Origin of the sequence: Pseudomonas sp. G5(2012), from assembly GCF_000408945.1 — a bacterium.
GTDB lineage: Bacteria > Pseudomonadota > Gammaproteobacteria > Pseudomonadales > Pseudomonadaceae > Aquipseudomonas > Aquipseudomonas umsongensis.
Genome location: NZ_APIO01000030.1, coordinates 1 through 25,860, shown reverse-complemented (window position 1 = coordinate 25,860; position 25,860 = coordinate 1). Strand labels below are relative to the sequence as shown.

At 61.0% G+C, this 25,860-nt stretch carries 29 protein-coding genes; 21 read left to right on the top strand and 8 right to left on the bottom strand.

The features are described 5' to 3' along the window. Positions 1-131 precede the first annotated feature (131 nt). From PG5_RS09605 to PG5_RS09565, 9 genes are all read left to right on the top strand, one after another. Positions 132-560 (top strand): nuclear transport factor 2 family protein, encoded by a 429-nt coding sequence (locus PG5_RS09605; RefSeq protein WP_033043395.1) that lies wholly within the window; start codon positions 132-134, stop codon positions 558-560. 120 nt (positions 561-680) lie between these two features. Next, positions 681-1,442, top strand: coding sequence for a sensor histidine kinase (locus PG5_RS09600; protein ID WP_020796914.1), 762 nt, complete (start codon positions 681-683; stop codon positions 1,440-1,442). Continuing rightward, a complete protein-coding gene (locus PG5_RS09595; protein WP_020796913.1) occupies positions 1,439-2,092 on the top strand; it encodes a response regulator transcription factor in 654 nt (217 codons plus the stop codon). Before PG5_RS09600 ends, PG5_RS09595 begins: the two co-directional genes overlap by 4 nt. Before the next feature lie 98 nt (positions 2,093-2,190). Further along, on the top strand, positions 2,191-2,565 hold the full coding sequence (locus tag PG5_RS09590) for a response regulator transcription factor (protein ID WP_033043392.1): 375 nt from the start codon (positions 2,191-2,193) through the stop codon (positions 2,563-2,565). Positions 2,566-2,718: 153 nt separating this feature from the next. Further along, entirely contained in the window at positions 2,719-3,921 is a 1,203-nt protein-coding gene (locus PG5_RS09585; RefSeq protein ID WP_020796911.1) for an NAD(P)/FAD-dependent oxidoreductase, read from the top strand. A 52-nt stretch (positions 3,922-3,973) separates the two neighbouring features. Continuing rightward, a complete protein-coding gene (locus PG5_RS09580) occupies positions 3,974-4,234 on the top strand; it encodes a hypothetical protein (protein ID WP_020796910.1) in 261 nt (86 codons plus the stop codon). Between the two features lie 520 nt (positions 4,235-4,754). After that, positions 4,755-5,738 carry an iron ABC transporter permease gene (locus PG5_RS09575; protein WP_162276376.1) on the top strand — a complete coding sequence of 328 codons (984 nt, stop codon included), beginning with the start codon at positions 4,755-4,757 and terminating at the stop codon, positions 5,736-5,738. Further along, positions 5,738-6,505 carry a heme ABC transporter ATP-binding protein gene (locus tag PG5_RS09570; RefSeq protein WP_020796906.1) on the top strand — a complete coding sequence of 256 codons (768 nt, stop codon included), beginning with the start codon at positions 5,738-5,740 and terminating at the stop codon, positions 6,503-6,505. The genes PG5_RS09575 and PG5_RS09570 overlap by 1 nt, the downstream gene beginning before the upstream one ends. A gap of 26 nt (positions 6,506-6,531) precedes the next feature. Then, on the top strand, positions 6,532-7,416 hold the full coding sequence (locus PG5_RS09565) for a ChaN family lipoprotein (RefSeq protein WP_020796905.1): 885 nt from the start codon (positions 6,532-6,534) through the stop codon (positions 7,414-7,416). A 120-nt stretch (positions 7,417-7,536) separates the two neighbouring features. Here PG5_RS09565 and PG5_RS09560 read toward each other — a convergent pair whose 3' ends face one another. Then, positions 7,537-7,926 carry a cytochrome c family protein gene (locus PG5_RS09560; RefSeq protein ID WP_020796904.1) on the bottom strand — a complete coding sequence of 130 codons (390 nt, stop codon included), beginning with the start codon at positions 7,924-7,926 and terminating at the stop codon, positions 7,537-7,539. A gap of 208 nt (positions 7,927-8,134) precedes the next feature. Between PG5_RS09560 and PG5_RS09555 the strand changes: the two genes are divergently transcribed. The 3 genes from PG5_RS09555 (at position 8,135) to PG5_RS09545 (ending at position 9,998) form a co-directional block, all read left to right on the top strand. Further along, the gene (locus PG5_RS09555) at positions 8,135-8,884 is read left to right on the top strand and encodes an SDR family oxidoreductase (RefSeq protein WP_020796903.1); all 750 of its coding nucleotides are present in this window, start codon (positions 8,135-8,137) and stop codon (positions 8,882-8,884) included. A 55-nt stretch (positions 8,885-8,939) separates the two neighbouring features. After that, entirely contained in the window at positions 8,940-9,344 is a 405-nt protein-coding gene (locus PG5_RS09550) for a cupin domain-containing protein (RefSeq protein ID WP_020796902.1), read from the top strand. Between the two features lie 186 nt (positions 9,345-9,530). Beyond that, a complete protein-coding gene (locus PG5_RS09545) occupies positions 9,531-9,998 on the top strand; it encodes a hypothetical protein (RefSeq protein WP_080725403.1) in 468 nt (155 codons plus the stop codon). A 189-nt stretch (positions 9,999-10,187) separates the two neighbouring features. Here the strand turns inward: PG5_RS09545 and PG5_RS09540 are convergent, their stop codons facing one another. Next, positions 10,188-11,018, bottom strand: coding sequence for an oxidoreductase (locus PG5_RS09540; protein ID WP_020796900.1), 831 nt, complete (start codon positions 11,016-11,018; stop codon positions 10,188-10,190). 130 nt (positions 11,019-11,148) lie between these two features. Between PG5_RS09540 and PG5_RS09535 the strand changes: the two genes are divergently transcribed. After that, positions 11,149-12,054 (top strand): LysR family transcriptional regulator, encoded by a 906-nt coding sequence (locus PG5_RS09535; RefSeq protein ID WP_020796899.1) that lies wholly within the window; start codon positions 11,149-11,151, stop codon positions 12,052-12,054. A 168-nt stretch (positions 12,055-12,222) separates the two neighbouring features. Here the strand turns inward: PG5_RS09535 and PG5_RS09530 are convergent, their stop codons facing one another. Further along, positions 12,223-12,942, bottom strand: coding sequence for a cysteine hydrolase family protein (locus PG5_RS09530; protein ID WP_020796898.1), 720 nt, complete (start codon positions 12,940-12,942; stop codon positions 12,223-12,225). Between the two features lie 152 nt (positions 12,943-13,094). Between PG5_RS09530 and PG5_RS09525 the strand changes: the two genes are divergently transcribed. The 4 genes from PG5_RS09525 (at position 13,095) to PG5_RS09510 (ending at position 15,530) form a co-directional block, all read left to right on the top strand. Next, a complete protein-coding gene (locus PG5_RS09525; RefSeq protein WP_020796897.1) occupies positions 13,095-13,991 on the top strand; it encodes an AraC family transcriptional regulator in 897 nt (298 codons plus the stop codon). A 21-nt stretch (positions 13,992-14,012) separates the two neighbouring features. After that, positions 14,013-14,339: an NIPSNAP family protein gene (locus tag PG5_RS09520; protein ID WP_020796896.1), complete on the top strand. Its 327-nt coding sequence runs from the start codon at positions 14,013-14,015 to the stop codon at positions 14,337-14,339. A 193-nt stretch (positions 14,340-14,532) separates the two neighbouring features. Beyond that, positions 14,533-15,342, top strand: a complete 810-nt coding sequence (locus PG5_RS09515; RefSeq protein ID WP_020796895.1) for a DUF2092 domain-containing protein — start codon at positions 14,533-14,535, stop codon at positions 15,340-15,342. Then, on the top strand, positions 15,339-15,530 hold the full coding sequence (locus PG5_RS09510; RefSeq protein WP_020796894.1) for a hypothetical protein: 192 nt from the start codon (positions 15,339-15,341) through the stop codon (positions 15,528-15,530). Before PG5_RS09515 ends, PG5_RS09510 begins: the two co-directional genes overlap by 4 nt. 141 nt (positions 15,531-15,671) lie before the next feature. Here PG5_RS09510 and PG5_RS09505 read toward each other — a convergent pair whose 3' ends face one another. The 5 genes from PG5_RS09505 to speB form a co-directional block, all read right to left on the bottom strand. After that, positions 15,672-16,130: an N-acetyltransferase gene (locus PG5_RS09505; RefSeq protein ID WP_020796893.1), complete on the bottom strand. Its 459-nt coding sequence runs from the start codon at positions 16,128-16,130 to the stop codon at positions 15,672-15,674. Between the two features lie 159 nt (positions 16,131-16,289). Then, positions 16,290-17,978 (bottom strand): choline dehydrogenase, encoded by a 1,689-nt coding sequence (gene betA, locus PG5_RS09500; protein ID WP_020796891.1) that lies wholly within the window; start codon positions 17,976-17,978, stop codon positions 16,290-16,292. Positions 17,979-17,980: 2 nt separating this feature from the next. Beyond that, positions 17,981-19,555, bottom strand: a complete 1,575-nt coding sequence (locus tag PG5_RS09495; RefSeq protein ID WP_020796890.1) for a cytosine permease — start codon at positions 19,553-19,555, stop codon at positions 17,981-17,983. A gap of 198 nt (positions 19,556-19,753) precedes the next feature. After that, a complete protein-coding gene (locus PG5_RS09490) occupies positions 19,754-21,262 on the bottom strand; it encodes an aldehyde dehydrogenase (RefSeq protein WP_020796889.1) in 1,509 nt (502 codons plus the stop codon). Between the two features lie 71 nt (positions 21,263-21,333). Further along, entirely contained in the window at positions 21,334-22,332 is a 999-nt protein-coding gene (gene speB / locus PG5_RS09485; protein ID WP_020796888.1) for an agmatinase, read from the bottom strand. 152 nt (positions 22,333-22,484) lie between these two features. On the opposite strand from speB, the gene PG5_RS09480 reads away from it, so the two are divergent. From PG5_RS09480 to PG5_RS35280, 4 genes are all read left to right on the top strand, one after another. Further along, on the top strand, positions 22,485-23,399 hold the full coding sequence (locus tag PG5_RS09480; protein WP_020796887.1) for a LysR family transcriptional regulator: 915 nt from the start codon (positions 22,485-22,487) through the stop codon (positions 23,397-23,399). A 69-nt stretch (positions 23,400-23,468) separates the two neighbouring features. Continuing rightward, a complete protein-coding gene (locus PG5_RS09475; protein WP_020796886.1) occupies positions 23,469-24,977 on the top strand; it encodes a sigma-54-dependent transcriptional regulator in 1,509 nt (502 codons plus the stop codon). A gap of 398 nt (positions 24,978-25,375) precedes the next feature. Continuing rightward, positions 25,376-25,759, top strand: coding sequence for a glycine cleavage system protein GcvH (gcvH, locus tag PG5_RS09470; RefSeq protein ID WP_020796885.1), 384 nt, complete (start codon positions 25,376-25,378; stop codon positions 25,757-25,759). Positions 25,760-25,768: 9 nt separating this feature from the next. Further along, positions 25,769-25,860: hypothetical protein (locus PG5_RS35280; RefSeq protein WP_371106605.1), on the top strand; the 92-nt coding region annotated here is incomplete at its 3' end.

The following is a 25,860-nucleotide window of genomic DNA, read 5'->3' as shown; positions in this document are numbered from 1 at the left end:
AACGATAACGCAGCGAGCCTGACACCCCGCGGCGCTCTCAGGTTTTTCGTCGGAACGCCGCCCGGAGCGTGCTCGCTCCTACAGGAAGTGTTCTGCACGTTTTGAACAACAACAAAAAACAGGAGTTGAATATGTCTGAACTGCAACTGCACCCCAAGGCGGCAGAGTCCCTGAGCCTGTGGCACGCGATGATCCGCACCGGCGATCTCAAGGCCTTGCCTGCGTTGCTGGACCCGCAAGCGGTGTTTCGCTCGCCCATGGCCCACACGCCGTATCCCGGGGCACCGGTGGTTTCGATGATTCTCAACACGGTGTCCAAGGTGTTCGAAGATTTCACCTATCATCGCGAACTGGCGAGCGCCGACGGCTTGAACGTGATTCTGGAATTCAGCGCCAGGGTCGGCGACAAACAGCTCAAGGGCATCGACATGATCCGCTTTGACGAGCAGGGAAAAATTGTCGATTTCGAAGTGATGGTCCGCCCCCTCAGTGGCTTGCAGGCACTGGGCGAGGAAATGGGCCGGCGCCTGGGCGCCTACCTGGCCGCCAGCAAGACCTGATCGTTGTACCGCGCCTTGGCTTTTATTTCGGGTTTTTTGTCCTAACGGACTGAGATCGCGTGCTCCTAGGATACCGGACCTACTCTCCGCTCCCAGCCCGACCAGAAAACCGAGGCGCGTATGCTCGACCCCCGGACAAAAAATCCTGCCCACGCCCAACTCGCCCATGTCACCCGCATGACAGCCCTGGGCGAACTGGCAGCGTCCATCGCCCATGAAATCAATCAACCGCTGGCGGCGATCGCCAGCAGCGGCGAAGCCTGCCGCAACTGGCTGAGCCGCCCGCAGCCCGATCTGGTCGAAGCACGCAAGGCACTGCAACAAATCATCGCCAGCGCCCATCGGGCAAGCGAAATCACCCGCCATGTCTGGGCCTTGTCGCGCAAATGCGACCCGCTGCGCCAGAACGAATCGCTCAACGACATTGTCAGCGAGACCTTGAGCCTGGTCCGCTGTGAACTTGCCCATCACCAGATCAGTCCGAAAATCGAGTTGGGTACATTCAACCCCCAGGTCAGTGCCGACCGCGTGCAACTGCAGCAAGTCATCATCAACCTGATCATCAACGCCTGCCAGGCCATGGATGCGGTCGACGCCACACAACGGTCACTGCTGATTCGTACCTGGGTGAAGGACAACGAGGCCATGCTGGAGGTGGCCGACCAGGGTCCGGGGATTGCCCCCGAGGTCTTGCCGCAGTTGTTCACGCCGTTCTTCACCACCAAGGAAAACGGCCTGGGCATGGGGCTTTGCATCTGCCGCTCGATCATTGATTTCCACGCTGGCCGGATCTGGGCCACCAGCACTGTGGGCCAGGGCAGTTCGTTTCTGTTTGCCCTGCCGATACGGGCCGCCATTGAGCCCTTGGGGAATCAAACATGAACGAACGGCAGCCGCTCAACCAGATCAATCACACCGAGTCCATGGTGTTCATCGTCGACGACGATGCGCCGCTGCGCGAATCCCTCGGCAGCCTGCTGCGCTCCATCGGCCTACGGGTCGAGCTGTTCGGCTCAGTCGCCGACTTCATGCAGTACCAGCGCCCGGACACCGACAGTTGCCTGGTGCTGGATGTACGGTTACAAGGCAGCAGCGGCCTGGACTTTCAAAACGAACTGGCCGTCGCCGGCATCAAGGTACCCATCGTGTTCATCACCGGGTACGGCGACATCGCCATGACAGTGCGAGCGATGAAAGCTGGCGCGGTGGATTTCCTGACCAAGCCGTTTCGTGAACAGGACCTGATCGATGCGGTGTGCGCCGCCCATGGTCGTGATAAACAGCGTCGCGAGTCCGAGCGCCACGCCGAGCAATTGCAAGCGCGCCACCAGACGTTGACCGCGCGGGAACAAACCGTGATGACGCTGGCGACTTCGGGCTTGATGAACAAGCAGATAGCCGGGGAAATCGGCCTGAGCGAAATCACCGTGAAAATCCACCGCGGCCAGGCCATGCGCAAGATGGGCGCACGCTCCTTTGCCGACCTGGTGCGCATGGCCGAGGTGCTCTCGGCCCAGCCCGCCAGCCGATAACTATACCCACGTATACTGTGCACCCTTTCAGGACGGCGTATCTTGCAATAATAGCGCAGTGCCTCTAAGTGCTCTGCGTGACTACGCAGGACTTCACTATGCACAACGAGGCAATGATTGCCGTCGTCGATAACGATGATTCGCTTCGAATGGCGCTGGATACTTTATTGCGATCCAGTGGCTATACGGTGCGAACCTACGTGGGGCCGTATGAATATCTCAACTCCGACGGCCCGCTTATTACATCTTGCCTGATCTGCGATATACAAATGCCGGAGATGGACGGAATCACGATGTATGAAGAACTGGCGACCAGGGGCATGCATATCCCGGTCATCTTCATCACCGGAAATCCCTGCGCGCAGCGTCCGCCGGGGTCTCAAGCCATGCAGCCGATTGCCTTTTTCCCCAAGCCCTTCCCCATCGAAAAGTTGCTCGACTGTATCAAAACAGTACTTGAGCGACGCCACTGAACCCTGGTCATTCAAGCCACTAACACTTTGGTATAGCCCGTTAATACTTAGTCATACCCGGGCTTACCCTATGTAGCAGTGTCAGCGTTAAACCCCTCGAATAACATCTGCTCAAGATTAAGCGGCACTCGATTGTTCTTCAGGAGCTAAACAATGAAACAGCAAATCTTGATTATTGGTGCAGGGTTCGGTGGGGTCTGGAGCGCGTTGAGCGCTGCTCGCCTGTTGGACAAGCACGATCGAAACGACGTCGAGATCACCGTGTTGGCTCCTCAGGCCGAGTTGCGCATCCGCCCGCGCTTCTACGAGCCTGACGTGCACACCATGACTGCACCGCTGCACGAACTGTTCGACGCCGTGGGAGTAAAATTCGTCAAGGGTTCGGCCGAGGTCATCGACGAGCACAACAAACAGGTCCGCTACACCAACGCCGCGGGCATCCAGGGCACGCTGACCTATGATCGCCTGGTGCTGGCCGCCGGCAGCAAGCTGATGCGTCCGCCGGTCGAAGGCATGCTGGAGCACGCCTTCGATGTCGACGAGATCGAATCCGCCACTCGCCTGGAAGCTCACATCAAGTCACTGAAGGACAAGCCGGTCAGCGCCGCCCGCAATACCGTGGTGGTGGCTGGCGGTGGTTTCACCGGGATTGAAACCGCGACCGAAATGCCGGCACGCCTGCGTGCCGTCCTCGGTGAAAACGTCGACATCCGGGTCATCGTGGTTGACCGTGCCCCGCAAGTCGCCGCTGCCCTGGGCGATGGGATCCGCCCCTCGATCGTCGAAGCCTCGCAGCACCTGGGCATCGAGTGGGTGCTCAACGCTACCGTTGCCGCGGTCGATGCCAATGGCGTCATCCTTGCCGATGGCCAGCGCATCGAATCCAACACCGTGATCTGGACCGTCGGTTTCCGTGCCAACTCGCTGACCGAACAAGTGCAAGGTACTCGCGATCATCAGGGCCGCCTGCATGTCGATCAGCACCTCAAGGTGCGAGGCCACGCCGATGTGTACGCCAGCGGCGACGTGGCCTACGCTGCCACCGATGACCAGGGTAACTTCGCGGCAATGTCCTGCCAGCATGCCATCGCCCTGGGGCGCTATGCCGGAAACAACGTCGCCGCGGAGCTGCTGGGTGTGGAGCCGATGGCCTACAGCCAACCCAAGTATGTCACCTGCCTGGACCTGGGCGCCTGGGGCGCGGTGTTCACTGAGGGCTGGGAGCGCGAGGTCAAGCTGGTCAAGCACGAAGCCAAGGAACTCAAGACCCAGATCAACACCCTGTGGATCTATCCGCCGGCGGCTGATCGTGCCGTGGCGCTGGCGGCGGCCGATCCGTTGATCCCGGTGGCCTGAAGACGATTAATACGGCCGTGCCCCCTGTCACTGCCAGTCGCAGGTAACCGACATGTATGGTTTTTTCGAGCATCCGTATCGGGTCTTGACGTTGTCCCACGTCATGTTGATCGGCGGGCTGATTGCACTGGCCGCCGGGGCCATCCTGGCCTATGGCCTGGATCAATATCTGTCGCTACCCAGCCTGGTGATGGCCCATGCCATGACGATACTCGGCCCGACCGCCATCAAGCTCGGTTATGTGATGCGCTTGCTGACGCTCAATCGCCTGCGCTGCCAGCCACTGAGCCAACCGCCTGGCCTCGCCGGGTGATGTGAAATTTCGCCTGAATCCCGGCCAGCCCACTCCTTGCTGGACCGGGACCTTTCCCAAGCGCCCGCCACTGGTTTTCTGGCGGGCGTTTTTTCTCCAGCCAGTAAACCCGTAAGAGCTAGCGGTGCGGCGATCCAACTTACCGGCGAACCCGGCGCCATGGTCTATCTGCTACCTCCCGCCACCTCAGGTTCACAACGCAGAACTTAATAGGGGCGTGTGCGCAAACTGTGCGTCGATGGCATCATCACCCGCTTTGAAGGTTTCGATGTCGACGGTGAACGGTTCACCCAGCTGTTCGGCATGCCCTGGCCGAAACCGCCACCGCCCTGATCGACTAAGGAAGCGCCCTGATGCGTATCAAATCACTGCTAGCGTGCGCCGGCATGCTCCCGAGCCAAATGGCCGTGGCTGGCACCCTGCCACAGGTGCAGGCTGCCGAGCGCCAGGCAACAGAGAGCCCCCGATGACGGCCATCGTTCGGCCACGGCCGATGCTGATTACCCTGGGTCTGTTATTGCTGCTGGTGTTCTGGCTGTCCCTGGCCCTGGGGCCGGTCAGCCTGCCGCTGGGCGATACATTGCTGGCCGGGTTGCGGCTGCTCGGATTGCCGGTGGAGGGAGACGACAGCCAACAGGCGCAGCTGATCCTCGGCCAGATTCGCCTGCCGCGCAGTTTGCTCGGCATCGCGGTGGGAGCGGTGCTTGCGTTGTCCGGCGTGGCCATGCAAGGGTTGTTTCGCAATCCCCTGGCAGACCCGGGGCTGGTCGGAGTGTCCGGCGGCGCGGCGCTGGGCGCGGCTGTCGCCATCGTCGGTGGCAATCTGCTGGGCGGTTTGCCGCCGGCCATCGAGCCGTACCTGTTGTCGGTATGCGCCTTCGCCGGTGGCCTGATCGTCACGGCGGTGGTGTATCGCTTTGGCCGCAGCGACGGCCAGACCAACGTCGCCACCATGTTGTTGGCGGGCGTGGCGATGACCGCCATGGCCGGGGCCGGGGTCGGCCTGTTTACCTACCTGGCCGATGACGCCACGCTGCGCACCCTGACCTTCTGGAACCTGGGCAGCCTCAACGGCGCCAGTTACCCGCGTCTGTGGCCGCTGCTGATCGTGGCGGTGGGCGTGGCGTTGTGGTTGCCGCGGCGCGCGGCGGCGCTCAACGCGCTGCTGTTGGGGGAGTCCGAAGCCCGCCACCTGGGCTTCAATGTCGAGCGGATCAAGCTTGAGCTGGTGCTGTGCACCGCGCTGGGTGTGGGGGCCGCAGTGGCGGCGGCCGGCCTGATCGGCTTTATCGGCCTGGTGGTACCGCACCTGATGCGGCTGCTGGTCGGCCCCGATCATCGGGTGTTGCTGCCGGCTTCATTGTTGGCCGGTGCCAGCCTGTTGTTGCTGGCCGATCTGGTCGCGCGTTTGCTGCTGGCACCGGCCGAGTTACCGATCGGTATCGTCACCGCACTCATCGGTGCACCCTTCTTCCTTTATCTGCTGGTACGGGGGCGTTCCTGATGCTGCGGGCCAACAATTTGCTGGTGCGGCGCGGCAATCGCACCGTGCTGGCGGGCGTCGATATCCAGTTGCATCCGGGCCAGGTCCTCGGCGTACTCGGCCCCAACGGCGCCGGAAAAAGCACCCTGCTCGCCGCCTTGTGCGATGAGCTGCCGGCCAACGAAGGCACGGTCAGCCTAGACGAACGTGCACTCGCCGACTGGCCGGGCCAGGAGCGAGCCAGACGCCTGGCGGTCTTGCCCCAGAGTTCGAGCCTGAACTTTGCCTTCTCAGTCAATGAAGTGGTGGGCATGGGTCGCCTGCCCCATGCCAGCGGGCGCGTGCGCGATGCGCAAATTGTCGCCCAGGCCCTGAGTGCCGCCGACGCCCTGCACCTGGCGGGACGCAGTTATCTGGCCCTCTCCGGTGGCGAACGCCAGCGTGTGCACCTGGCGCGCGTGCTCGCACAATTGTGGCCGGGTGCCGAGGGTCAGACCCTGCTGCTCGATGAGCCGACCTCAATGCTCGATCCGCTGCACCAGCACACCATCCTGCAAGCGGTGCGCGATTTCGCCGGGCGCGGTGCGGCGGTACTGGTGATCCTGCACGACCTGAACCTGGCTGCCCGTTATTGCGATCAATTGTTGCTGTTGCAGGAGGGTCGCCCGCACGCCTATGGTCCACCGGATGAAGTCCTGAACGCCCAGGCGCTGGAAGCAGTGTACGGGCTGCAAGTGCTGATTCAGCGGCATCCGGAACGCGGTCATCCGTTGATTATCGCGCGCTGATCCCCGCCGTTCTAAAAGGAAAACCGATGCGCATTGTGCTGTTATTCCTGGTCAGCCTGCTGGCTGCCTGCCAAACCCATTACGTCGCAGCGCCGCCACCAGCGATCGCCCCGCAAGGGCGAGATCACGCCGATCTCGGGTTGATCCGCGAACTCGCCAGCGGACGCGCCCTCACCCCGCAGGAGCTGGTCGAGCGCCTGGCGGTTGCGCCACGGGTGCTGGTCGGCGAGCAACACGACAACCCCGATCACCATGCCTTGCAACTGTGGCTGCTGCGCCAACTGGCGGCCAAACGTCCACAAGGCAGCCTGTTGATGGAAATGCTCAACCCCGACCAACAGGCAAAAGTCGATGCGGCCCAAGCCGCGACCCGTGCCGGCCAACCACCAGCCGACGCTTACCAGGCGCTGTCCTGGCAGGCCAACTGGGATTGGGGCGTCTACGGCCCACTGGTGACCTACGCCCTGCGCCAACCCTACCCCCTGCTGTCGGCCAACCTTGACCGGGCGCAGATCATGCAGATCTACAAACAGCGCCCGACGCTCAGCGGTGAAGCGTCCACTACCCAAAGGGTACAAGCGACATTGCTGGACGATATCCGCGAGTCCCATTGCGGCTTGCTGCCCGAAGCGCAAATGCCGGCGATGCTCGCTGTGCAGCAACAGCGTGACCGGCGCATGGCCGAACGCCTGCTGGCGGCACCGACGCCTGCGCTATTGCTGGCCGGGGCGTTCCATGTGCGCAAGGATCTGGGGGTGCCGTTGCACCTGCAGGACCTCGGCGCTGGCGAAGGTAACGCAGTGCTGGTGCTGGCTGAAGTGGGCAAGACCGTGAGCGCCGACAGCGCGGATTATGTGTGGTATACGGCAGCGCAGCCGGAGCAGGACCATTGCGCTGAACTGCGTCGCTAAAAATGCACCCCTGTAGGAGCTGCCGCAGGCTGCGATCTTTTGATTTTTCCAGGGCCAAAGCAAGATCAAAAGATCGCAGCCTGCGGCAGCTCCTACAGGTCGAGGTACATCTGCCAGTTTTCAGGGTGCCGGGAAGGTCTGGATGTAAGCCAGCAAATCATCGATCTTCTCTCGATCGCTGATCCCCCAGAAAATCATCCGTGTGCCCGACACCACGGCTTTCGGGTCCTCGATGTACGCCGCCAGTTTTTCCCGCGTCCAGACAATGCCCGACGATTTCATCGCATCGGAGTACTGATAGTCCGTGGTGCTGCCGGCAACCCGTCCGACAACACCGTTGAGTTGCGGACCAAAAAACGCCCGCGCCGACTCGCCGATCTGATGGCAGCCACCACACACCCGCTTGAACAGTTTACCGCCCGCCTCGGCATCGCCCTGCGCGTTCGCTTGCGTGGCGAACAGGCCTGTACCGAGGGTCAGGACGAGGGTCATCACGGCCGCTTTGTTCATTTCCAGCTCCCGCCTGCAGCGAAAAAAAAAATGGCCGCCATTTGAGCATGACCAGGGCCCATGGCCGAAGCTTTTCGCATGTACAAGGCCCAAGCGTGCCGTCCATCCCGCCAAGCCTCGCTGCGCTTTTGCCCGCCTAGACTAGCTACTCACAACGTGAGTGGCATGTACAGCCGCCACCCCCACACCAACTTACGGAGACTCAATCATGAAAATTGTTGTCATCGGCGGTACCGGCTTGATTGGAACACAACTGTGCAAACTCCTGCGCGAAGGCGGACATGATGTGGTGCCCGCCACGCCGAGTACCGGCGTCAACGCAGTCACCGGAGAAGGCTTGCAGGCAGCCCTGCAAGGCGCCGACGTGGTGGTCGACGTCGCCAATTCACCTTCGTTCGAAGATGCCGCCGTGCTGGAATTCTTCGAAAAATCCGGGCGCAACCTTGCCGCCGCCGAGGAGGCCGCCGGGGTCAAGCATCACGTCGCGCTTTCGGTAGTGGGCACGGAGCGAATGCTCGAAAGCGGCTACTTTCGCGCCAAGATGGCCCAGGAGGAATTGATCAAGAACGCGGGAGTGCCCTACTCGATTCTGCGCGCTACGCAGTTCTTCGAGTTCATCGGCGCCATTGCACAATCAGGCGCACAAGGCGACACCATTCGCCTGACATCGGCCGCCCTGCAGCCGATCGCCTCGGCCGATGTCGCCGCGGCACTGGCCAAAATTGCCGTGGCGGCGCCCACCGGCAAAATCGAGGAAGTGGCTGGCCCTGACAAACAACCTCTGGTGTCGTTCGCAAAAACCTACCTGCAACACACCAAGGATCAGCGTGAAGTGATTACCGACGACAACGCCGGATATTACGGCGCGATCATCAACGGCCAGTCACTGACCCCTGGCGCCAATCCCATCCTCGGCAAGATTCACTTCGATCAATGGCTCAAGAGCACCAGCGCCTGACAAGCCAGTCGGTCAGACACTGGCACCCGCCTACTATTCTCATCAGGAGCATCCCATGCGAACCCCCATGCTTCTCGCCCTGTTTACCCTGTCCTTCACCACTACCGCAACGGCACTGGCCGCCGAAGCGCCGCCTCCGGACGTCAAGGAAGTGTCGGTCACGGCGCTGCCCGATTACCCCGGCAAGGAAGTGCTGATGCTCACCGTCGAATACCCGCCGGGCGGTGCCGACCCGGTTCATCGACACGACGCCCACGGTTTCATCTATGTGCTCGAAGGCTCGATCGTCATGGGGGTCAAGGGTGGCAAGGAAGTCACGTTGATGCCCGGACAGAGCTTCCATGAAGGCCCCAACGATATTCACACGGTGGGCCGCAATGCCAGCAAGGACAAGCCGGCGAAGTTTGTCGTCTTTCTATTGAAGGACCAGGGTAAGCCGCCGGTGTTGCCTGCCGATTGATCATCGCCCGGCATACTCGCGTATGAGCGGCTAATACCTGGATGTTGATCTTGACAACCTATGCATGAGTGACGGGGTTTTTCAGGCAATTAAGATGCAGGCATCGAATGTCAGGGCTGCAATAGCCGGCATTCCTGCCTGCCCACTTGTTGCTTGAACAATCCCGTGACTCATTAGGTGAACATGATGAACACCCCCCGCCTTGCATCAGGACTTGCCCTCCTTTCAGCCCTCGCTTTACTCACCGCCAACGCACAGGCCGTCGAAGCGGGAGCCGGAACGTCCGGCGCCCACACGGCCGTGCATAACGCTGCCGAGGGGGGTGCAGACCGCACCAAGGAACCACAACTGGCTGCCGATGGTGCGCAGCGTCTCAAGCAGAATCAGGTCGCCGAAGGTGGGGCTGATCGTTTGAGAGAACGGCAACTGGCCGAGGGTGGCGCCGATCGCCTGCGCGAGCGGCAACTGGCATCGGACGGTTCCGATCGACTGAAGCAAAACAACGTTGCCGCAGGCGGATACAACTCGATGCGCGGGACAAGGGTGGCAGAAGGTGGCTCCGACCGCCTGCGGCACAATCATTACGCCGATGGCAGCAATGGCTACGATGCCAGCTCCGACGTCATGCCCTATTTCTGCATGGAATGCCGCTGATCTCCTGTAGGAGCGAGCATGTTCCGGGCGGCGTTCCGACGATGGTCGTGAACGATAACGCGTAGAACCAGATGCCCAGCGGCGCCCGTGGGTTTCTCGCGAGCATGCTCGCTCCTACAAGGGTAAATCTCATGCACAAAAAAATCCGGAGTCCTGTGAATGGGTCCGGATTTTTTGTTGCGCGTGTAGTCAGTCCTTGAAATCGGTGGACAGTGCCAGCTCGTTCCATTGCGCCAATTCCTGGGCGACAAAGCGGTTTTTCGCTTCGATGCGCGCGATGGTATCGCTGCCCAGTGCCAGCCGTTGTGGCGGCTTCGGTGCATTGACCAGGGCCAGCATGGCGTCGGCGAACTTCACCGGATCGCCCGGCTGGGCATGGTTGGCGGCTTCGGCATGCTTGCGCATGGCGCCGACGGTTTCATCGTAGTCCGACAGTTCCAGCGCGGTCTTCACCAGCGATTGCTCGTCGAGGAAGTCGGTGCGGAAGAAGCCCGGCTCGACCACCGTGGCATGTATCCCTAGCGGCGCCAGTTCCTGGTGTAGCGCTTCGGTAATACCTTCTACCGCAAACTTGGTGGAACCGTAGACACCCCAGCCCATGTAGGCGTGGTAGCCGCCGATGGAAGAAATGTTGATCACATGTCCGCTGCGCTGGCGACGCATGTGCGGCAGTACCGCCCGGGTCACGTTGAGCACGCCGAAGACGTTGGTGGCGAACAGACGCTCGGTCTCGCTGGCGCTGGTTTCTTCCACCGCGCCCAGCACGCCGAACCCGGCATTGTTGATCAGCACATCGATGCGGCCGAAACGCTTGATGCCTTCTGCGACGGCCTGATGCGCTTGCTCCTCGCGGGTCACGTCCAGGCGCACGGCCAGCAGGTTTGGGTGATCGCCCAGTTTGGCGGTGATTTCTTCAGGTTTACGGGCCGTGGCGATGACCGCGTCGCCGGCATGCAGAGCACGTTCTGCGATGAGAGTACCAAAACCACGGGAAGCCCCAGTAATGAACCAAGTGCGCATTTCAACTCCTCCTGTCAGCGACCCGAGCGTTATTGCCGGGCCTTCCTGATGAGTTGACGCCACTTTAAAACTGCACTACTGATGTGATAATCCCAGTAATTTTGCATGACTTTGTGAAAGGTATTCACATATGAAAGGGCCGTCCGCGTCAGACCTCTCGACCTTCCTGAGCGTGGCCCACCACTTGAACTTCAGCCGGGCGGCGATGGAACTGGGGCTGACGCCGTCTGCGCTGAGCCATGCGGTGCGGACCCTGGAGAACCGGCTCGGGGTGCGGCTATTCAACCGCACCACCCGCAGCGTCGGCCTGACCGAAGCCGGTGAGCGTCTGTTCGCGCGATTGAAGCCCGCATTTCGCGATATCGACGATGCCCTGGAGGACCTGAACAATTTTCGCGATAAACCCTCGGGCAACCTGAGAATCAACGCTGGTCGCCAGGCCGCCGAACTGGTGCTGCTGCCGCTGGCGGCCAGGTTCCTCGAAGCCTGCCCAGACGTGAAACTGGAGATCGTGACGGACGACGCGCTGGTCGATGTGGTGGCGCAGGGCTTTGACGCCGGCGTCCGCTTTGGCGTCCGGTTGGAGGCGGACATGGTCTCCCTGCCGATTGGTAGCCACATGCGCTCGGTGGTCGTGGGCTCGGCGGAGTTTTTCCGCAGACATCCCGTTCCGCAAAAACCCGAGGATTTGCATGGCCTGCCGTGCATCCGCCATCGTTTCCCCAGTGGCGCGATATATCGCTGGGAGTTCGAACGGGGTGGAATCGCCCAGGAAATCGAGATAGACGGCCCACTGACCCTGGGCGACGTCAGCCTGATGGTCGGCCCGGCGTTGCAGGGCGTCGGCCTGGCCTACATCTTCGAAGACATGGTCAAGGCGCAGATTGCCGACGGCAGCCTGATCCAGGTGTTGGGCGACTGGTGTCCCTACTACCCCGGCCTGCATCTGTACTACCCAAGCCGACGGCATGTGCCGGCAACGCTCAAGGCTTTCATCGAATGTGCACGAGCGGCACGGGAGGTCGGTCCACGATAGGTTTTTTGGAACCTGTAGGAGCGAGCATGCTCGCGAAAAACCTGAGAGCACCGCGGGCTGCCAGGTGCCCCGCGTCATCGTTGACGACCATCGTCGGAACGCCGCCCGGAGCATGCTCGCTCCTACAGTAAATCGGGTACAGCCGTCTCCCCCCTAGTATCAGGGCGATCAGGTCTTGAGGTAGTCCAGCGTCTGCGCCGTGGTCCACAAGGCATTGGCGATGTAGCGATAGTTGATCAGCGCAGCCAGGTAGCCATCGCCCTCAGGCGTGCTCGGGCCGGCGGTGGCGTCGCGGACCACCGCCACTTCAAAGCCCTGCTCCAGCAACTCACGCAGGTGCGACTCGACACAGAGGTTCGCCGCCATCCCCGCCAGTATGATTTGCGAAACACCGTGCTTGCGCAGTTGCAACGCCAAGTCATTGGTTTCAGGGCCGTACACTTTATGCGGCGAAGCGATAATGGTCTTGCCGTCGAGGATGTACGGCTTGAACCCGGGCATGAAGTCGGCACCGGAGTTTTCGAAACCGTCGAGGCTCAGCGGCCCCTGCCGATCGAACATGCATATGCTGTGCATGACCTTTTCCAGCGGCCCGCCGAAATGCCAGTCGTGATCGCACGGGTAGTAATAGTGCGGGGAAACAGCGACGGTGATGCCTGCTTCTTTGGCAGCGGCAAACAACTGCCCGAGGTGATTGACCACATCGTGCTCGACGACACTCTTGCCGAATACACCCCAGCTCACACCTTCGGGGCTGAGGAAGTCGATCTGCGGGTCGATGACCACCAGTGCTGCGCGGGACAGGTCGAGTTGCATGCCTGGGTCCGGCAGCGCAGGCTCTGTCGGGTCGGCATACGGGGCGGTGGTGCGAATCGAATCGTTGCTCATGACAGTTGACTCCGCTCAAGGATGGAAAAATCGCGCTGCGCCATGGCACCCGGCAGGGGGGTTGTTTACCATCGGCGAGAACGTCATCCTACGGTCGCGCCCTGTTCCTCTTTTGCCAGGGCGTACAGCGTCTTTACCCAGGCGTCTCCAACATGGATATCCTTTCCGAATTCTTCGAGCGCACACACCTGCAGGGTCGGCTGTTCTTTTCCGGCCCCATGGTGGGCACACTGGTGCTCGACAAGCCGCCGGGCATGGCGTTCATCCATGTGATCCGTCGTGGCGGTATCCACATGGTGCAACCGGGGCTGCCAACGATCTCGATCAACGAGCCCAGTGTGCTGTTTTGCCCCAGCAGCTGCCGTTATCAATTGCGCTCAAGCTCGGTCGAGGGCGCCGAATTGATCTGCGCTTCGTTCCAGTTCGGACGCAATTTCCTGCAACCCTTCCCGCTCGGGCTCAAGGAAACCCTGGTGTTTGCCTTTCGCCAACTGGAAAACCTCACGCCCCTGCTCGGCACCCTGATCAATGAATTTCAGGACAAGGCCCCCGGCCGAACCAAAGCCCTGAACCTGCTGCTCGAATACCTGTTCGTGCTCCTGGTGCGCCGCTCGGTCAGCGAGGGCAAGATATCCAGCGGTTTGCTGTACGCCCTTCAGGATGGGCGCCTCGGGACAGTGTTCAAGCGCATTCACCAGGAGCCCGAGGCGCCCTGGACCGTAGAGAAAATGGCCAGCCTTGCGAATATGTCGCGGTCAAAATTTGCCGCCTGTTTTACCCGGATCATGGACATTTCGCCGATGGGCTACGTCACCGCCTGGCGAATGAAACTGGCCCAGGATCTATTGCGCGATGGTGTGCAGATCAAAGTCATCGCCGCGACAGTCGGCTACAGTTCGCAAGCCTCGTTCTCCCGAACCTTCCTCAACGTGGTGGGCTGGCCGCCGGCCGAATGGCTCAAGCGCGATACCAGCGGCGAGGCTGTCGCAGACGTGGCGGCGCGGCTTCTGCCCGACCTGCCGGACGATTCAACCACCGAACATAGCTAACCTGTCAGAGAGAAAAAACCGATGGTCACCTGCTACCTGAAATATGTGCTGGACCCCTACAAGCTCGATGCATTCGAACACTACGGCAAACTGTGGATTCCACTGGTGGAGAAGTTCGGCGGCCAGCATCACGGCTACTTCCTGCCGTCCGAGGGGGCCAACAACGTTGCCCTGGCCATGTTCACCTTCCCTAGCCTTGCGGCCTACGAAACGTATCGCCAACAGTCTATGAAGGACGCGGAATGCATCGCCGCCTTCAAGTACGCAGAAGAAACGCGCTGCATCCTCAGCTATGAGCGCTCCTTCTTTCGTCCGGTGTTCGGCGAGCAGAAACAGCAAACGGCCTGATGGGTTCACAGCGCATTGGAATCAATAAACATGCCGCCTGACCGGGCGGCATTTTTCATTGCCAAACCCAGGGTGTAATGGCGGGTTTGAATGTCAGATGAATGGTCGGCCAATAGACGGCAAACTGCTGATGATGGGACTAACTTTACAAGTCCGCACTGCCAACCCGGCATTCTTATAGCGGTGACCTCTCATGGAAAAGATCGCCCAAAAGTTTCTCGACACTTCTATAAACCGCTTCGCTGGAGCGAGCCTCGCACTGATTATCGGCTTGAGTACATCAACAGCGGCATTGGCCGATGAGGCATATGCCAAAACACTGCTCAAGAACATGTCCGACTATATGTCAGCGCAAAAAAATATATCGTTTAGCTACGACACGATTCTGGATGTCGTTACTAAAGATAAGCAACGACTTGCACTGGCAGGTTCCGGCACCGTTGCCATCACCCGGCCTGACAAGCTGCGCGGTACACGCACCAGTGGCTTTGCCGACCTTGAGATGCTGTTTGATGGCAAGACGCTGACCTTGATCGGCAAAGGCAAAAACATCTACACGCAGGTCGAAATCCCGGGCACGGTTGACCAGCTTCTCGATACGCTGCGCGACAAATACAACAGGCCACTGCCCGGTGCAGATCTGTTGATGTCCAATCCCCAGGATCAATTGATGTCAGGCGTGACCAACATCAAGGATCTTGGAAGTGGCGTTATCGGGGGGACCGAATGCGATCACCTGGCTTTCAGGAAGAAAGACGTTGACTGGCAAATATGGATCGCCCAAGGCGATCGCCCCTACCCTTGCCGTTATGTCATCACTTCCAAAACAATTGCCGGTAGTCCCCAATACAGCATCCAGCTAAGCGACTTTAAAAGTGGCGATGCCGTCGCGGCTGATGATTTCGCGTTTAACAATTCGACCAATGCCGAGAAAATCGAACTCAAAGACCTGCCCAACGCCGAGGACTTGCCCAGCAACTTTGTTCGAGGAAAAGCCCAATGAACCTATTGATGAAATCCTTCGGCTTCCTTCTGGCGGCATTCGTACTGATGTGTGCGCTGGAGCTTGGAGAGACCTTGTCGATCCCCGGCGTGCACAGCGTCGTTCCTCACGCCGAGGCGGTGGTCGGGCGTCCTCTTACGCCCGTCAGCGTTGCCGGCGTCGCGAGGCGCACGGCGCGGCGCAATTAACCTTGATGTTCGAGCAAACCAGCAATAACGATCAACGCTCGAGCGCACCTGGACGATGGTGCCTGCCAACATGGCAATCACCACGCAGATGAAAACCTGCCTCCAGCGCGGCAGCCTCGTCGAGGCTGCCGCTTTTTGAACCTAACCTTGTTTCAAGTCCAGGCAATAGGTGTAGTAACCGGGATCGCGCACATAACCCAATGACTCGTACAGACGCTGGGCACCGTAGTTGTCAGTTGCGGTTTCCAGGGTCATGCCCTTGGCTCCCATCAACCGCGCAAAGTCGCGGGCGGTATTCATCAGCAGCGTACCAACGCCTTTGCCCCGGGCGGCGGGCGTGGTGAACAGGTCGCCGAGCAGCCAGGTGCGGTGGGCGTCGATGGAGGAAAAGGTCGGGAACATCTGCACGAAACCCAGCGCCTGGCCGACGGTGTCCTCGGCGAAGAAGATCACCGACTCGTCGCGGGCAATGCGTTCGGCGATGAAGTCGCGGGACTGGGGCAGGTTCGACGGCTGGCCGTAGAAGCCACGATAAGCGTCGAATAACGGCGCGATCGTGTCGATGTGGGAGGCGTCGGCGCGAAGGGCCAGGATAGCCATGAGGGTGCTCCATTGCGGTCTTGGGAGTTTGAGCCTAGCAATGGCAATCGAATTTTTCCTGTGGGAGCGAGCCTGCTCGCGAAGGGGCCATGACATTCAACATTGATGTTGACTGGTCCATCGCTTTCGCGAGCAGGCTCGCTCCCACACAGGATTTGCTTAAACGCGCACGTTACGTCCTGGCAAGGTCGTGCGCTGGCTGTTTTCCCAATTCTCTACCAGCCCCACTGGCACATCCGACGCTGGCAACATCTTTACCCCGCGAACCAGGTCCGAAGCCCGTTCGGCGAGCATGATGGTCGGCGCATTGAGGTTGCCGTTCGGTTCGGTCGGGAACACCGAAGAGTCGATGACCCGCAAGCCCTTGATGCCATGCACCCGCAGCTCGGAATCCACCACCGCCATGTCGTCCTCGCCCATGCGGCACGAGCCACAGGGGTGGTAAGTGCTTTCGAGGTTGTCACGGACAAAGGCATCAAGGTCTTCATCGCTGGTCACCAGCGCTCCGGGGGCGATTTCGCCGTCGCGGAAACGGTCCATGGCTTTCTGGCCGATGATCTCCCGGGTCAGACGGATGCAGCGGCGGAAGCCTTCGCGGTCCTCTTCGCGCTCCAGGTAGTTGAAGCGAATCTCCGGGTGTTCGTACGGATCGGCCGACCGCACGCGCACATAGCCACGGCTTTTCGGTTTGTTTGGCCCTGTGAGCACCATGAAACCGTGGCCCTTGATCGGCTTGTTGCCGTCGTAGCGCATCGCTGCCGGCAGGAAGTGGAACTGGATGTCCGGCCAGCGCAGGCCCTTCTCGGAGCGAATGAAACCACCGGCCTCGAAGTGGTTGGTGGCGCCCAGGCCGTCCTTGAACAGCAGCCAGCGCAAACCGATCATCAATTTGCTCAGCGGGTCCATCTTGCTGTTGAGCGTCACCGGTTCCTTGCAGCCGAACTGGATGTACACCTCGGCGTGATCCTGCAGGTTCTCCCCTACCCCCGGCAGGTCATGGCGCACGCCGATCCCGGCCTTGCGCAGGACCTCGGCCGGGCCGATGCCGGAGCGTTGCAGCAGGTGCGGCGAACCGATCGGCCCGGACGAGATCAGGACTTCGCGGTTGCAATAAACCTGGTGGGTCTGACCCCCGTGGTCATACATCACCCCGACTGCACGCTTGCCTTCGAGGATGACCTGGCGCGTCATCGCATGGGTAATCACCGTCAGGTTCGGACGGCCCATGGCCGGACGCAAGTAGGCGTTGGCCGTGGAGCAGCGCACGCCATTTTTCACGGTCATGTGCATCGCACCGAAACCTTCCTGCATGTAGCCGTTGCAATCTTCGGTCTTGATGTAGCCCGCCTCCGCGCCGGCTTCGACCCAGGCCCCATACAACGGATTTTTCATGTGATTGCCGTTGGTGGTGTGCAGTGGTCCGGTCTGCCCGCGATAGCTGTCGCCACCGGACTCGTAGCTTTCGGCGCGCTTGAAGTACGGCAGGCAATTCTTGTAGCCCCAGCCCTGGGCGCCAAGGGATTCCCATTCATCGAAATCCAGGGCGTGGCCGCGAATGTACACCAGGCCATTGATCGACGAGGAACCCCCCAGCACCTTGCCCCGCGGGCAATGAATGCGCCGGCCGTTGAGGTAGGTTTCCGGCTCGGTTTCGTAGCGCCAGTTGTACTTCTTGGTGTTCATCGGGATCGAGAACGCACTGGGCATCTGGATCACCACGCTCTTGTCGCTGCCGCCGAATTCCAGGACCAGCACCGAGGTGGCCGGGTCTTCGCTCAGGCGGTTGGCCAACACACAACCTGCCGAGCCTGCGCCAATGATGATGTAGTCGTATTTTTGCGTGGTCATGGCTATCTCCCGACCGTCGTTTGAGTGAATACCGGCCGTGGTTGCTGTTTATGGGTCAGCGTGTCGCCAGTGGTGTATTGCGGGGAGGTTATTTCGACCTGCTGGATAACGGCCTCTTCGCGCGCAAGGTCGATCGAACGGCTCAGCCAGTAGTACGCCAGGCCCGAGACGATCAGCCCCACCAGCCAGGCGATGTCGATGCTGCCCAGGGCCTTGGCCAGCGGGCCGACATACACTTCGCGTTGTTCGACGCCGTCGTAGATGTAGAAGAACGGAATCATCGAGATAAAGCCGATGGCATAGGCGGCGATGCCACGCAGGCCCCAGTTGCCGTAGATGTTGCCGTGGGGCATGAAGAAGTGCGGGATGGCGTAGCGGCCCTTGCGCACGAAGAAATAGTCCGTGAGGTTGACCGAGGTCCAGGGCACCAGGAAGTACAGCATCACCACCAGGTAGATGCCGAGCACCGACAGGCCTTTGCCGGAACTCTGGATGCTCAGGGCCACGCCCAGTTGCAGCAGGATCACGAATGCGATGGCGAGGATCCGCGCCTTGCGGGTCGGCTCGATGTGCCTGATCGAATCGACACAGGTCAGGGTAGTCAGCTTGGCGCTGTAGATGTTCATCGCGATCACCGGCAGGAACGCCAGGATGGTCACCACCACGACCGCGGTGCCCATCAGTGGCGACACGGTGTTGCCGACTTGACCCAGGGCCACCAGCACATCGGTGGAGTGCAGGTGATCGGCCAGCCAGCCACCGACGGAAATCATCCACGCTCCGGACAACGAAGCGCCGAGAAACACCACGGCGATCAGCTTGCCGCTGGAGGTGTTCTTTGGCAGGTAACGCGAGTAGTCCGACACGTAGGGGGCATAGGCGATGTTGTAACTCGCCGCGGCCGCGAACTGCGCGATGAAACCGGTCCAGTTGAAGCCCAGCGGTGCGGGGGCCGCTTCGCCCTCGGCCAGCGCCGGCAACACGGCGTCCGGTACCCAGCCCATCAACACCGCCAGGGTCACCAGGCCGTACAGCGGCAGCGACAGGCACAACGCCCATTTGAAGCTGCGGTGCATCCAGTCATGGCCGAGGATCGCCAACACCGCCGCCGGGAGGGTCACCGCCACCGCGATCACCGCGGGGCTGAAACCGAACAGCGTGTGCAGGCCCTGCATCATCAGCACCAGGTTGACGATGTTGAACCCGGCGAACACGAACAGCGTCGCCAGCAGCACCAGGATCACCCCACGGTAACCGAACTGCGCGCGGGACTGGATCATCTGTGGCAAGCCGAGGTGCGGGCCTTGCGAACCGTGAAACGCCATGAACAGCGTGCCAAACATGATGCCCAGGGTGCCGGCGAGTGTGGTCCAGAGCGCGGTCAGGCCGACGCTTGGGCCGACGAAGCCGATGGTCATGGTGAAGAAGGTGAAATTGCCGAGGAACCAGAACGGGCCCTGGCTCGACAGTTTGTCGGTGCGCTCGTTCTCGGGGATGAAGTCAATCGAATGCCCCTCGACGACGGATTTGTCGTCGAGGGAGGAGACACTCGTGGCGGACTTGGCGTTAGTGTTCATGATGGACTCTTATTGTTGGAAGATCATGACGAGATAACCGCGTTCTTTTGGGTGAACGACATCCCTGCTGGGGAACCTGTGGGAGCGAGCCTGCTCGCGAAGGCGATGTTTCAGGCGACATTGATGCTGGATATGCCAGCCTCTTCGCGAGCAGGCTCGCTCCCACAGGGTTTGTGTCGTTCAAGAGTCAGCCATGACTCACGGCAAGGTGATCCACACCGCCTTGGTTTCGAGCAAGTAATCGAGCTGCTCGGCGCCCAGGTCCTTGCCGAACCCGGACTGCTTGTAGCCACCGAACGGCATCGACGGGTCGAGGGTGCCGTGGGCGTTGACGTAGACCGAGCCGGCCTTGAGGCGTGGTATCAGGCGATGCACCTTGCCCAGGTCGTTGGAGTACAGGGCAGCCGCCAAGCCAAAAGCTGAGTCATTGGCCAGGGCCAGGGCCTCTTCATCATCATCGAACTTTGCTGTCACCAGCACCGGACCGAAGATCTCTTCCTGGACGATGCGCATGTCGTTGCGGCAATTGGCGAAGATGGTCGGCTCGACGAAGAACCCCGGACCATCGACCGGTTGGCCGCCGTACACCAGTTCGGCGCCTTCGGCCTTGCCGGTCTCGATGTACTCGGTAACGCGCTGCTTTTGCAGGGCCGACACCAGTGGGCCGATGAAGCAGTCCGGGTCCAGGCCCGGGGCCATTTTCAGGGTGCGTGTATAGGCGATCAGCTCACGCAGGAATTCGTCATGGACGCTGCTATGAATATAAGCCCGCGTGCCGGCATCGCATACCTGCCCGGAGTTGAAAAATACGCCATTGGCGACCGCTTGTGCCGCGGCCGGAATGTCGGCATCGGCAAACACGATGACTGGCGACTTTCCACCGAGTTCGAGGGTCAGCCGCTTCATGTCGTCCAGCGCCGCGCGGCCAACGGTAAGGCCCACCGGGGTGGAACCGGTGAAGGTCAATTTGTCGATGCCGGGGTGGGTGGTCATGGCCGCGCCGACCACGCTGCCGCGACCAGTGACAATGTTGATCACGCCGTCCGGAATGCCCGCTTCCTGCACCAGTTCCGCGAAACGCAGGGCCGACAGCGAGGTCAGCTCAGCGGGCTTGACCACCACGGTGCAACCGGTGGCCAGCGCCGCGCCAAGTTTCCAGGCCATGGTTTGCAGCGGGAAGTTCCACGGCACGATGGCGCCGACCACCCCTACCGCTTCCTTGCGGGTATAGGCCAGGTAATTACCCGGCAGCGAAGGCTCGACGGTGCGCCCGTGGAGCTTGGTGGCCCAACCGGCGAAATAGCGCAGTGTATCGACGGTGCCCTGGATATCGACGTCCTTGGCGAAGGCTACCGACTTGCCCATGTCGATCGATTCGATTTGCGCCAGCTCGTCGGCGTTCTGTTCGATCAAATCCGCCAGGCGCTGGATCAGGCGTTCGCGTTGCGCCGGTTTTGCCTGGCTCCATTCACCCCCATCGAACTGCGCGCGGGCTGCTTGCACGGCGCGGTCCAGGTCTTCAGTGGTGCCCATGGGAATGCGGGTGATCAGGCCTTCGGTCGAGGGCTCGATGACTTCGGACGTCTGGCCGTCGCTGGCGTCGACCCAGGTACCGCCTATGAACATCTTCTGCGCTTTGCTAAGGAAGGTCTGGGTGGCTTCGCTGACACCAAACTTCTGCAGGTAACTTTTGACGATCGTGTCCATTTTTATTCTCTCTGCCCGGCAGTCAGTTCCTGCCGGGTCTTCGTGGTTTCGATATTCAGGCTGGCCAGCTCTTAAGCCAGCGATTCGCTTTCGGCGGCGGCTCGCACCAAGCCCCGCTCGTGGAAGATGAAGCCGATGCTGTTCAGCAGCAGCTGCGCAGCGAGGATCGAGGTCATGCCGGTCGGGTCGTACACCGGTGCCACCTCCACCAGGTCCATGCCAACGATGTTGCCTTTGCTGCGCTTGGCCAGGGCCTGGATGATTTCCAGCACTTCGTAGTAGAGGAAGCCGCCGTGGCTCGGGGTGCCTGTGCCGGGGGCGATGGACGGGTCGAAACCGTCGATGTCGATGGTGATGTAGTAGTTGATGTTCTGCGGGATCAGCGCCAGTACACCTTCGACGCCAAGGCGACGCACATCGCGCACCGAGAGGATCTTCGAACCGGCCTCGTGAGCCGCTTCGTAGTCGTCGCGGTTGGACGACGAGACGTTGCGGATGCCCATCTGGGTCATGCCGACAATGTGGTTCATTTCCGAGGCGCGGCGCAGCGGGTTGCCGTGGCCGTAACGCACGCCGTGGCGCTCGTCGACGAAGTCCAGGTGTGCATCGAAGTGGATGATGTGGATCGGGCCGCGCCCTTCGAAGGCCTTGATGACCGGTGCGTGCACCGAGTGATCGCCGCCCAGCACCACCGGCATCACACCGGCATCGAGGATCTTGCGCACCGCGTATTCGGTGTTCTTGTTACTGGTGGCCATGTCGGTGTGGACGATGTCGGCATCACCGACGTCGACCATGCGCACGTCCGATGCGGTGAGGTACATCACGTCATCTTCGTGATCGTAGGCCCCTGCGTGGCCGAAGGAAAACAGCGTCGATGCTTCACGAATCCCGCGTGGTCCGAAGCGTGCGCCGGAGCGCCACTGGGTGCCCATGTCGTTGGGCACGCCAAGCACCGCGACGTCGGCATCCAGCGCATCCCAATCGGTGCACACCGGGGATTTGCCAAAGGTGCAATGACCCACGAATGGCAGGTTCAGACGACCGGACTCATAACCGTTGTTCGACATTTCTAGCCTCTCCACTTCTTGTTATCGGCTTGGCGGAACTGCAAGGCGACCGCCGTTGGAAAGACTATGAGCGCAGGTTTTCGTGGAAAAAATGCTAAACATCAGATACTCATATCGGCATTCCCGATGCATCCCCATGCCGGAGGTTCCCGATGATCCAACTGCACGATGTCGACCTGAAACTGCTCAGGGTATTTGCCACGATTGTCCGCTGCGGCGGTTTCTCCGCCGCCCAGGCGGCGTTGAACGCCGGGCAGTCGACCATCAGCGAACAGATGACCCATTTGGAAACCCGCCTTGGGGTCAAGCTCTGCCAGCGCGGGCGCAGCGGCTTTCGCCTGACCGAGCAAGGCGTGGCGATCCATGAAGCCACCCAGCGCCTGCTGTCGGCGGTGGAAAATTTCTGCATGGACGCCGACGTGCTCAAGCAGCACATCAGCGGCAAGCTCAACCTGGGGATCATCGACACCACCATCACCGACCCCGATTCACCGATCCCGCGCACCACCCAGCGCTTCGTGTCGCGCGGGCATGACGTGCACCTGAACGTGTACGTCGGCACTCCGGCAGAACTGGAAGAACGGGTGCTCGACGGTCGCCTGCACCTGGCCATCGGGCATTTTCCGATCCATGTACCGGGCCTGCTGCAATCGCCGCTGTATCAGGAAGCGCTGGGCTTGTATTGCGGGCGCCGGCACCCGCTGTATGGGAGCACGGCCGAAGGTGCCGAGTTGCTCGAAGAAATCGGCGCGGGTCGCATCGTCGTACGCGGCTACATGCAGCAATACGACCTGGAACACTTGGGCGTGAGCAAGGCGGCGGCCACCGTGGACAATATCGAAGCCTCGGCGATCCTGATCATCTCCGGCGCCTACATGGGTTTTCTGCCCGAGCACTTCGCCGCCCAGTGGCTCAAGTCAGGCGAAATGCATCAACTGGGCCCGGCGAGCCTGCGGCTGAAATCACCGTTCGACGTGATCACCCGGCGCGGTGTGGCACCGCCGCCGATCCTGCAGGCGTTTCTCGAGGACCTGGCGGCCAGCACCCGCAAAACGGCCAATGGATGACGTGACGCTCGCCAAACTCGAATTCGCCCCGGCATACTGATTTTCGTTCGCCCATCTTGCAGGCCTGTCATGCGCATCCACGTCACCTTCATCGACCGCGTCGGCATCACCCAGGAAGTGCTGGCCCTGCTCGGCGGGCGCAGCTTCAATCTGGACGCCGTGGAGATGGTGCCGCCGAACGTCTACATCGACGCCCCGACCCTTGGCGCCGAAGTACTGGAAGAGTTGCGCGAGGCACTATTCGGCGTGCGCGGCGTGCAGGCGGTGACCCTGGTCGACATCCTTCCGGGGCAACGACGGCGCCTGCAACTGGATGCCTTGCTGGCCGCCAGTTCCGACCCGGTGCTGGCGGTCGATGATCGTGGGCACGTGCTGCTGGCCAACCCGGCATTGATCGCCCTGTGCGGTCGCGAACCGGCCGGTGAATCTCTGAGCGCGCTGTTCGACGATACCGATTTGCAACGCACCTTGATCGCCCAGCATTTCCGCCTGCCCATGCACGAGGTCAGTCTTGGTGGCCACACGTTGCTGCTCGACGCCATGCCGATTACCGACGCTGGCGCCCTGCTCACCCTCTATCAGCCGAATCGCATTGGTGAACGCCTCTCGGCGCTACACCATGATCACGCCGAAGGTTTCGATGCGCTGCTCGGCGAGTCGCCGCCGATCCGCTCGCTCAAGGCCCGCGCGCAACGGGTGGCGGCCCTCGACGCACCGCTGTTGATCCAGGGAGAAACCGGCACCGGCAAGGAACTGGTGGCCCGCGCCTGTCACGCAATCAGCGGTCGCCGTGACAAGCCGTTCCTGGCCCTCAATTGCGCGGCGCTGCCCGAGAGCCTGGCCGAAAGCGAGCTGTTCGGCTACGCCCCCGGAGCGTTCACCGGGGCACAACGGGGTGGCAAGCTCGGGCTGCTGGAACTGGCTGACCAGGGCACGGTATTTCTCGACGAAGTCGGCGAGATGTCGCCGTACCTGCAAGCCAAGCTGCTGCGTTTTTTGAGTGATGGCTGCTTCCGCCGGGTCGGGGGCGATCGCGAGGTCAAGGTCAATGTGCGGATCCTCAGCGCGACCCACCGCGACCTGGAAAAAATGGTCGGCGAAGGGCACTTTCGCGAAGACCTGTTCTACCGCCTCAATGTCCTCAACCTGCAGGTGCCGCCACTGCGCGAACGTGGCCACGACATCCTGTTGATGGCCCAGCACTTCATGCAGCAGGCTTGCGCGCAGATCCAGCGCCCGGTCTGTCGCCTGGCGCCGAGCACCTTTCCCGCCCTGCTTGGAAACCGCTGGCCGGGTAACGTGCGGCAACTGCAAAACGTGATCTTTCGCGCGGCGGCGATCTGCGAGAACCCGTTGGTGGACATTGACGACCTGGACATTGCGCGCACCGCTGTGGAGCGCCGGAACGATGGCGAGGTGGGCAGCCTTGAGGAGGCTGTCGAGGGGTTTGAAAGGAATTTGCTGGAGCAGCTTTACCAAAGCTATCCGTCCAGCCGCTTGCTCGCGGCACGCCTGCAAACCTCCCATAGTGCGATTGCCATCCGCCTGCGCAAGTACGGCATACCCAACAAGTCGTAAATTCGACCCCGTCCCGTAGGAGCTGCCGCAGGCTGCGATCTTTTGATGTTGATCTTTTCCTGAGCCGCCGAAGATCAAAATCAAAAGATCGCAGCCTTCGGCAGCTCCTACAAAGAGTTGTTTGCAAATCGATACAGCGTATCGAAACCAAGACAAAACCCTTTCAACCTGTCTACGCCGGACATCGGTCCCTTCGCTTCCCATGCCTGTCTTGATTTCAATACAGCAATCGCGCTTCACGCTGTCTAAAAAACAACTATGTCATTGATTTAAAACAGTTAATAAACCTTGGCACCACCCTTGCTATCTCTCCTCCAGCCAAGCTCGCTACCCACACCCGAGCCTGCCCATCGCCTCCGCCACCTGCAGCGGATGAGTCTGAACAATGAGGAGTTGATATGAGCGAATTGCGTTTTACCGTCGAACACGAATGGCTGCGCACCGAAGCTGACGGCACTGTCACCGTTGGCATCACGGCGTTTGCCCAACAGGCATTGGGGGATGTGGTATTCGTTCAGGTGCCTGAGTTGGGCAGCTTCGACGCCGGAGCCGAAGTGTCGGTCGTGGAATCGGTGAAAGCCGCCAGCAGCATCGGCATGCCGTTGGACGGTGAGGTGCTGCACGTGAATTCGGAACTGGACAGCAACCCGGAGCTGGTCAACGAAGACCCGCTGGGCGAAGGCTGGTTCTTCCGTTTCCAGCCCGCTGACGCTGCCGCGCTCGGCCAACTGCTGGATCAGGCCGCCTACGACCGCTTGATCCAAGACCAGATCGACGCCTGAGGACTGCCCATGACCGTCCTCCTCGACACACATGACGAATTCATCGCCCGCCACATCGGCCCCCGCGCCGGTGACGAGCAGGCCATGCTCAACACCCTCGG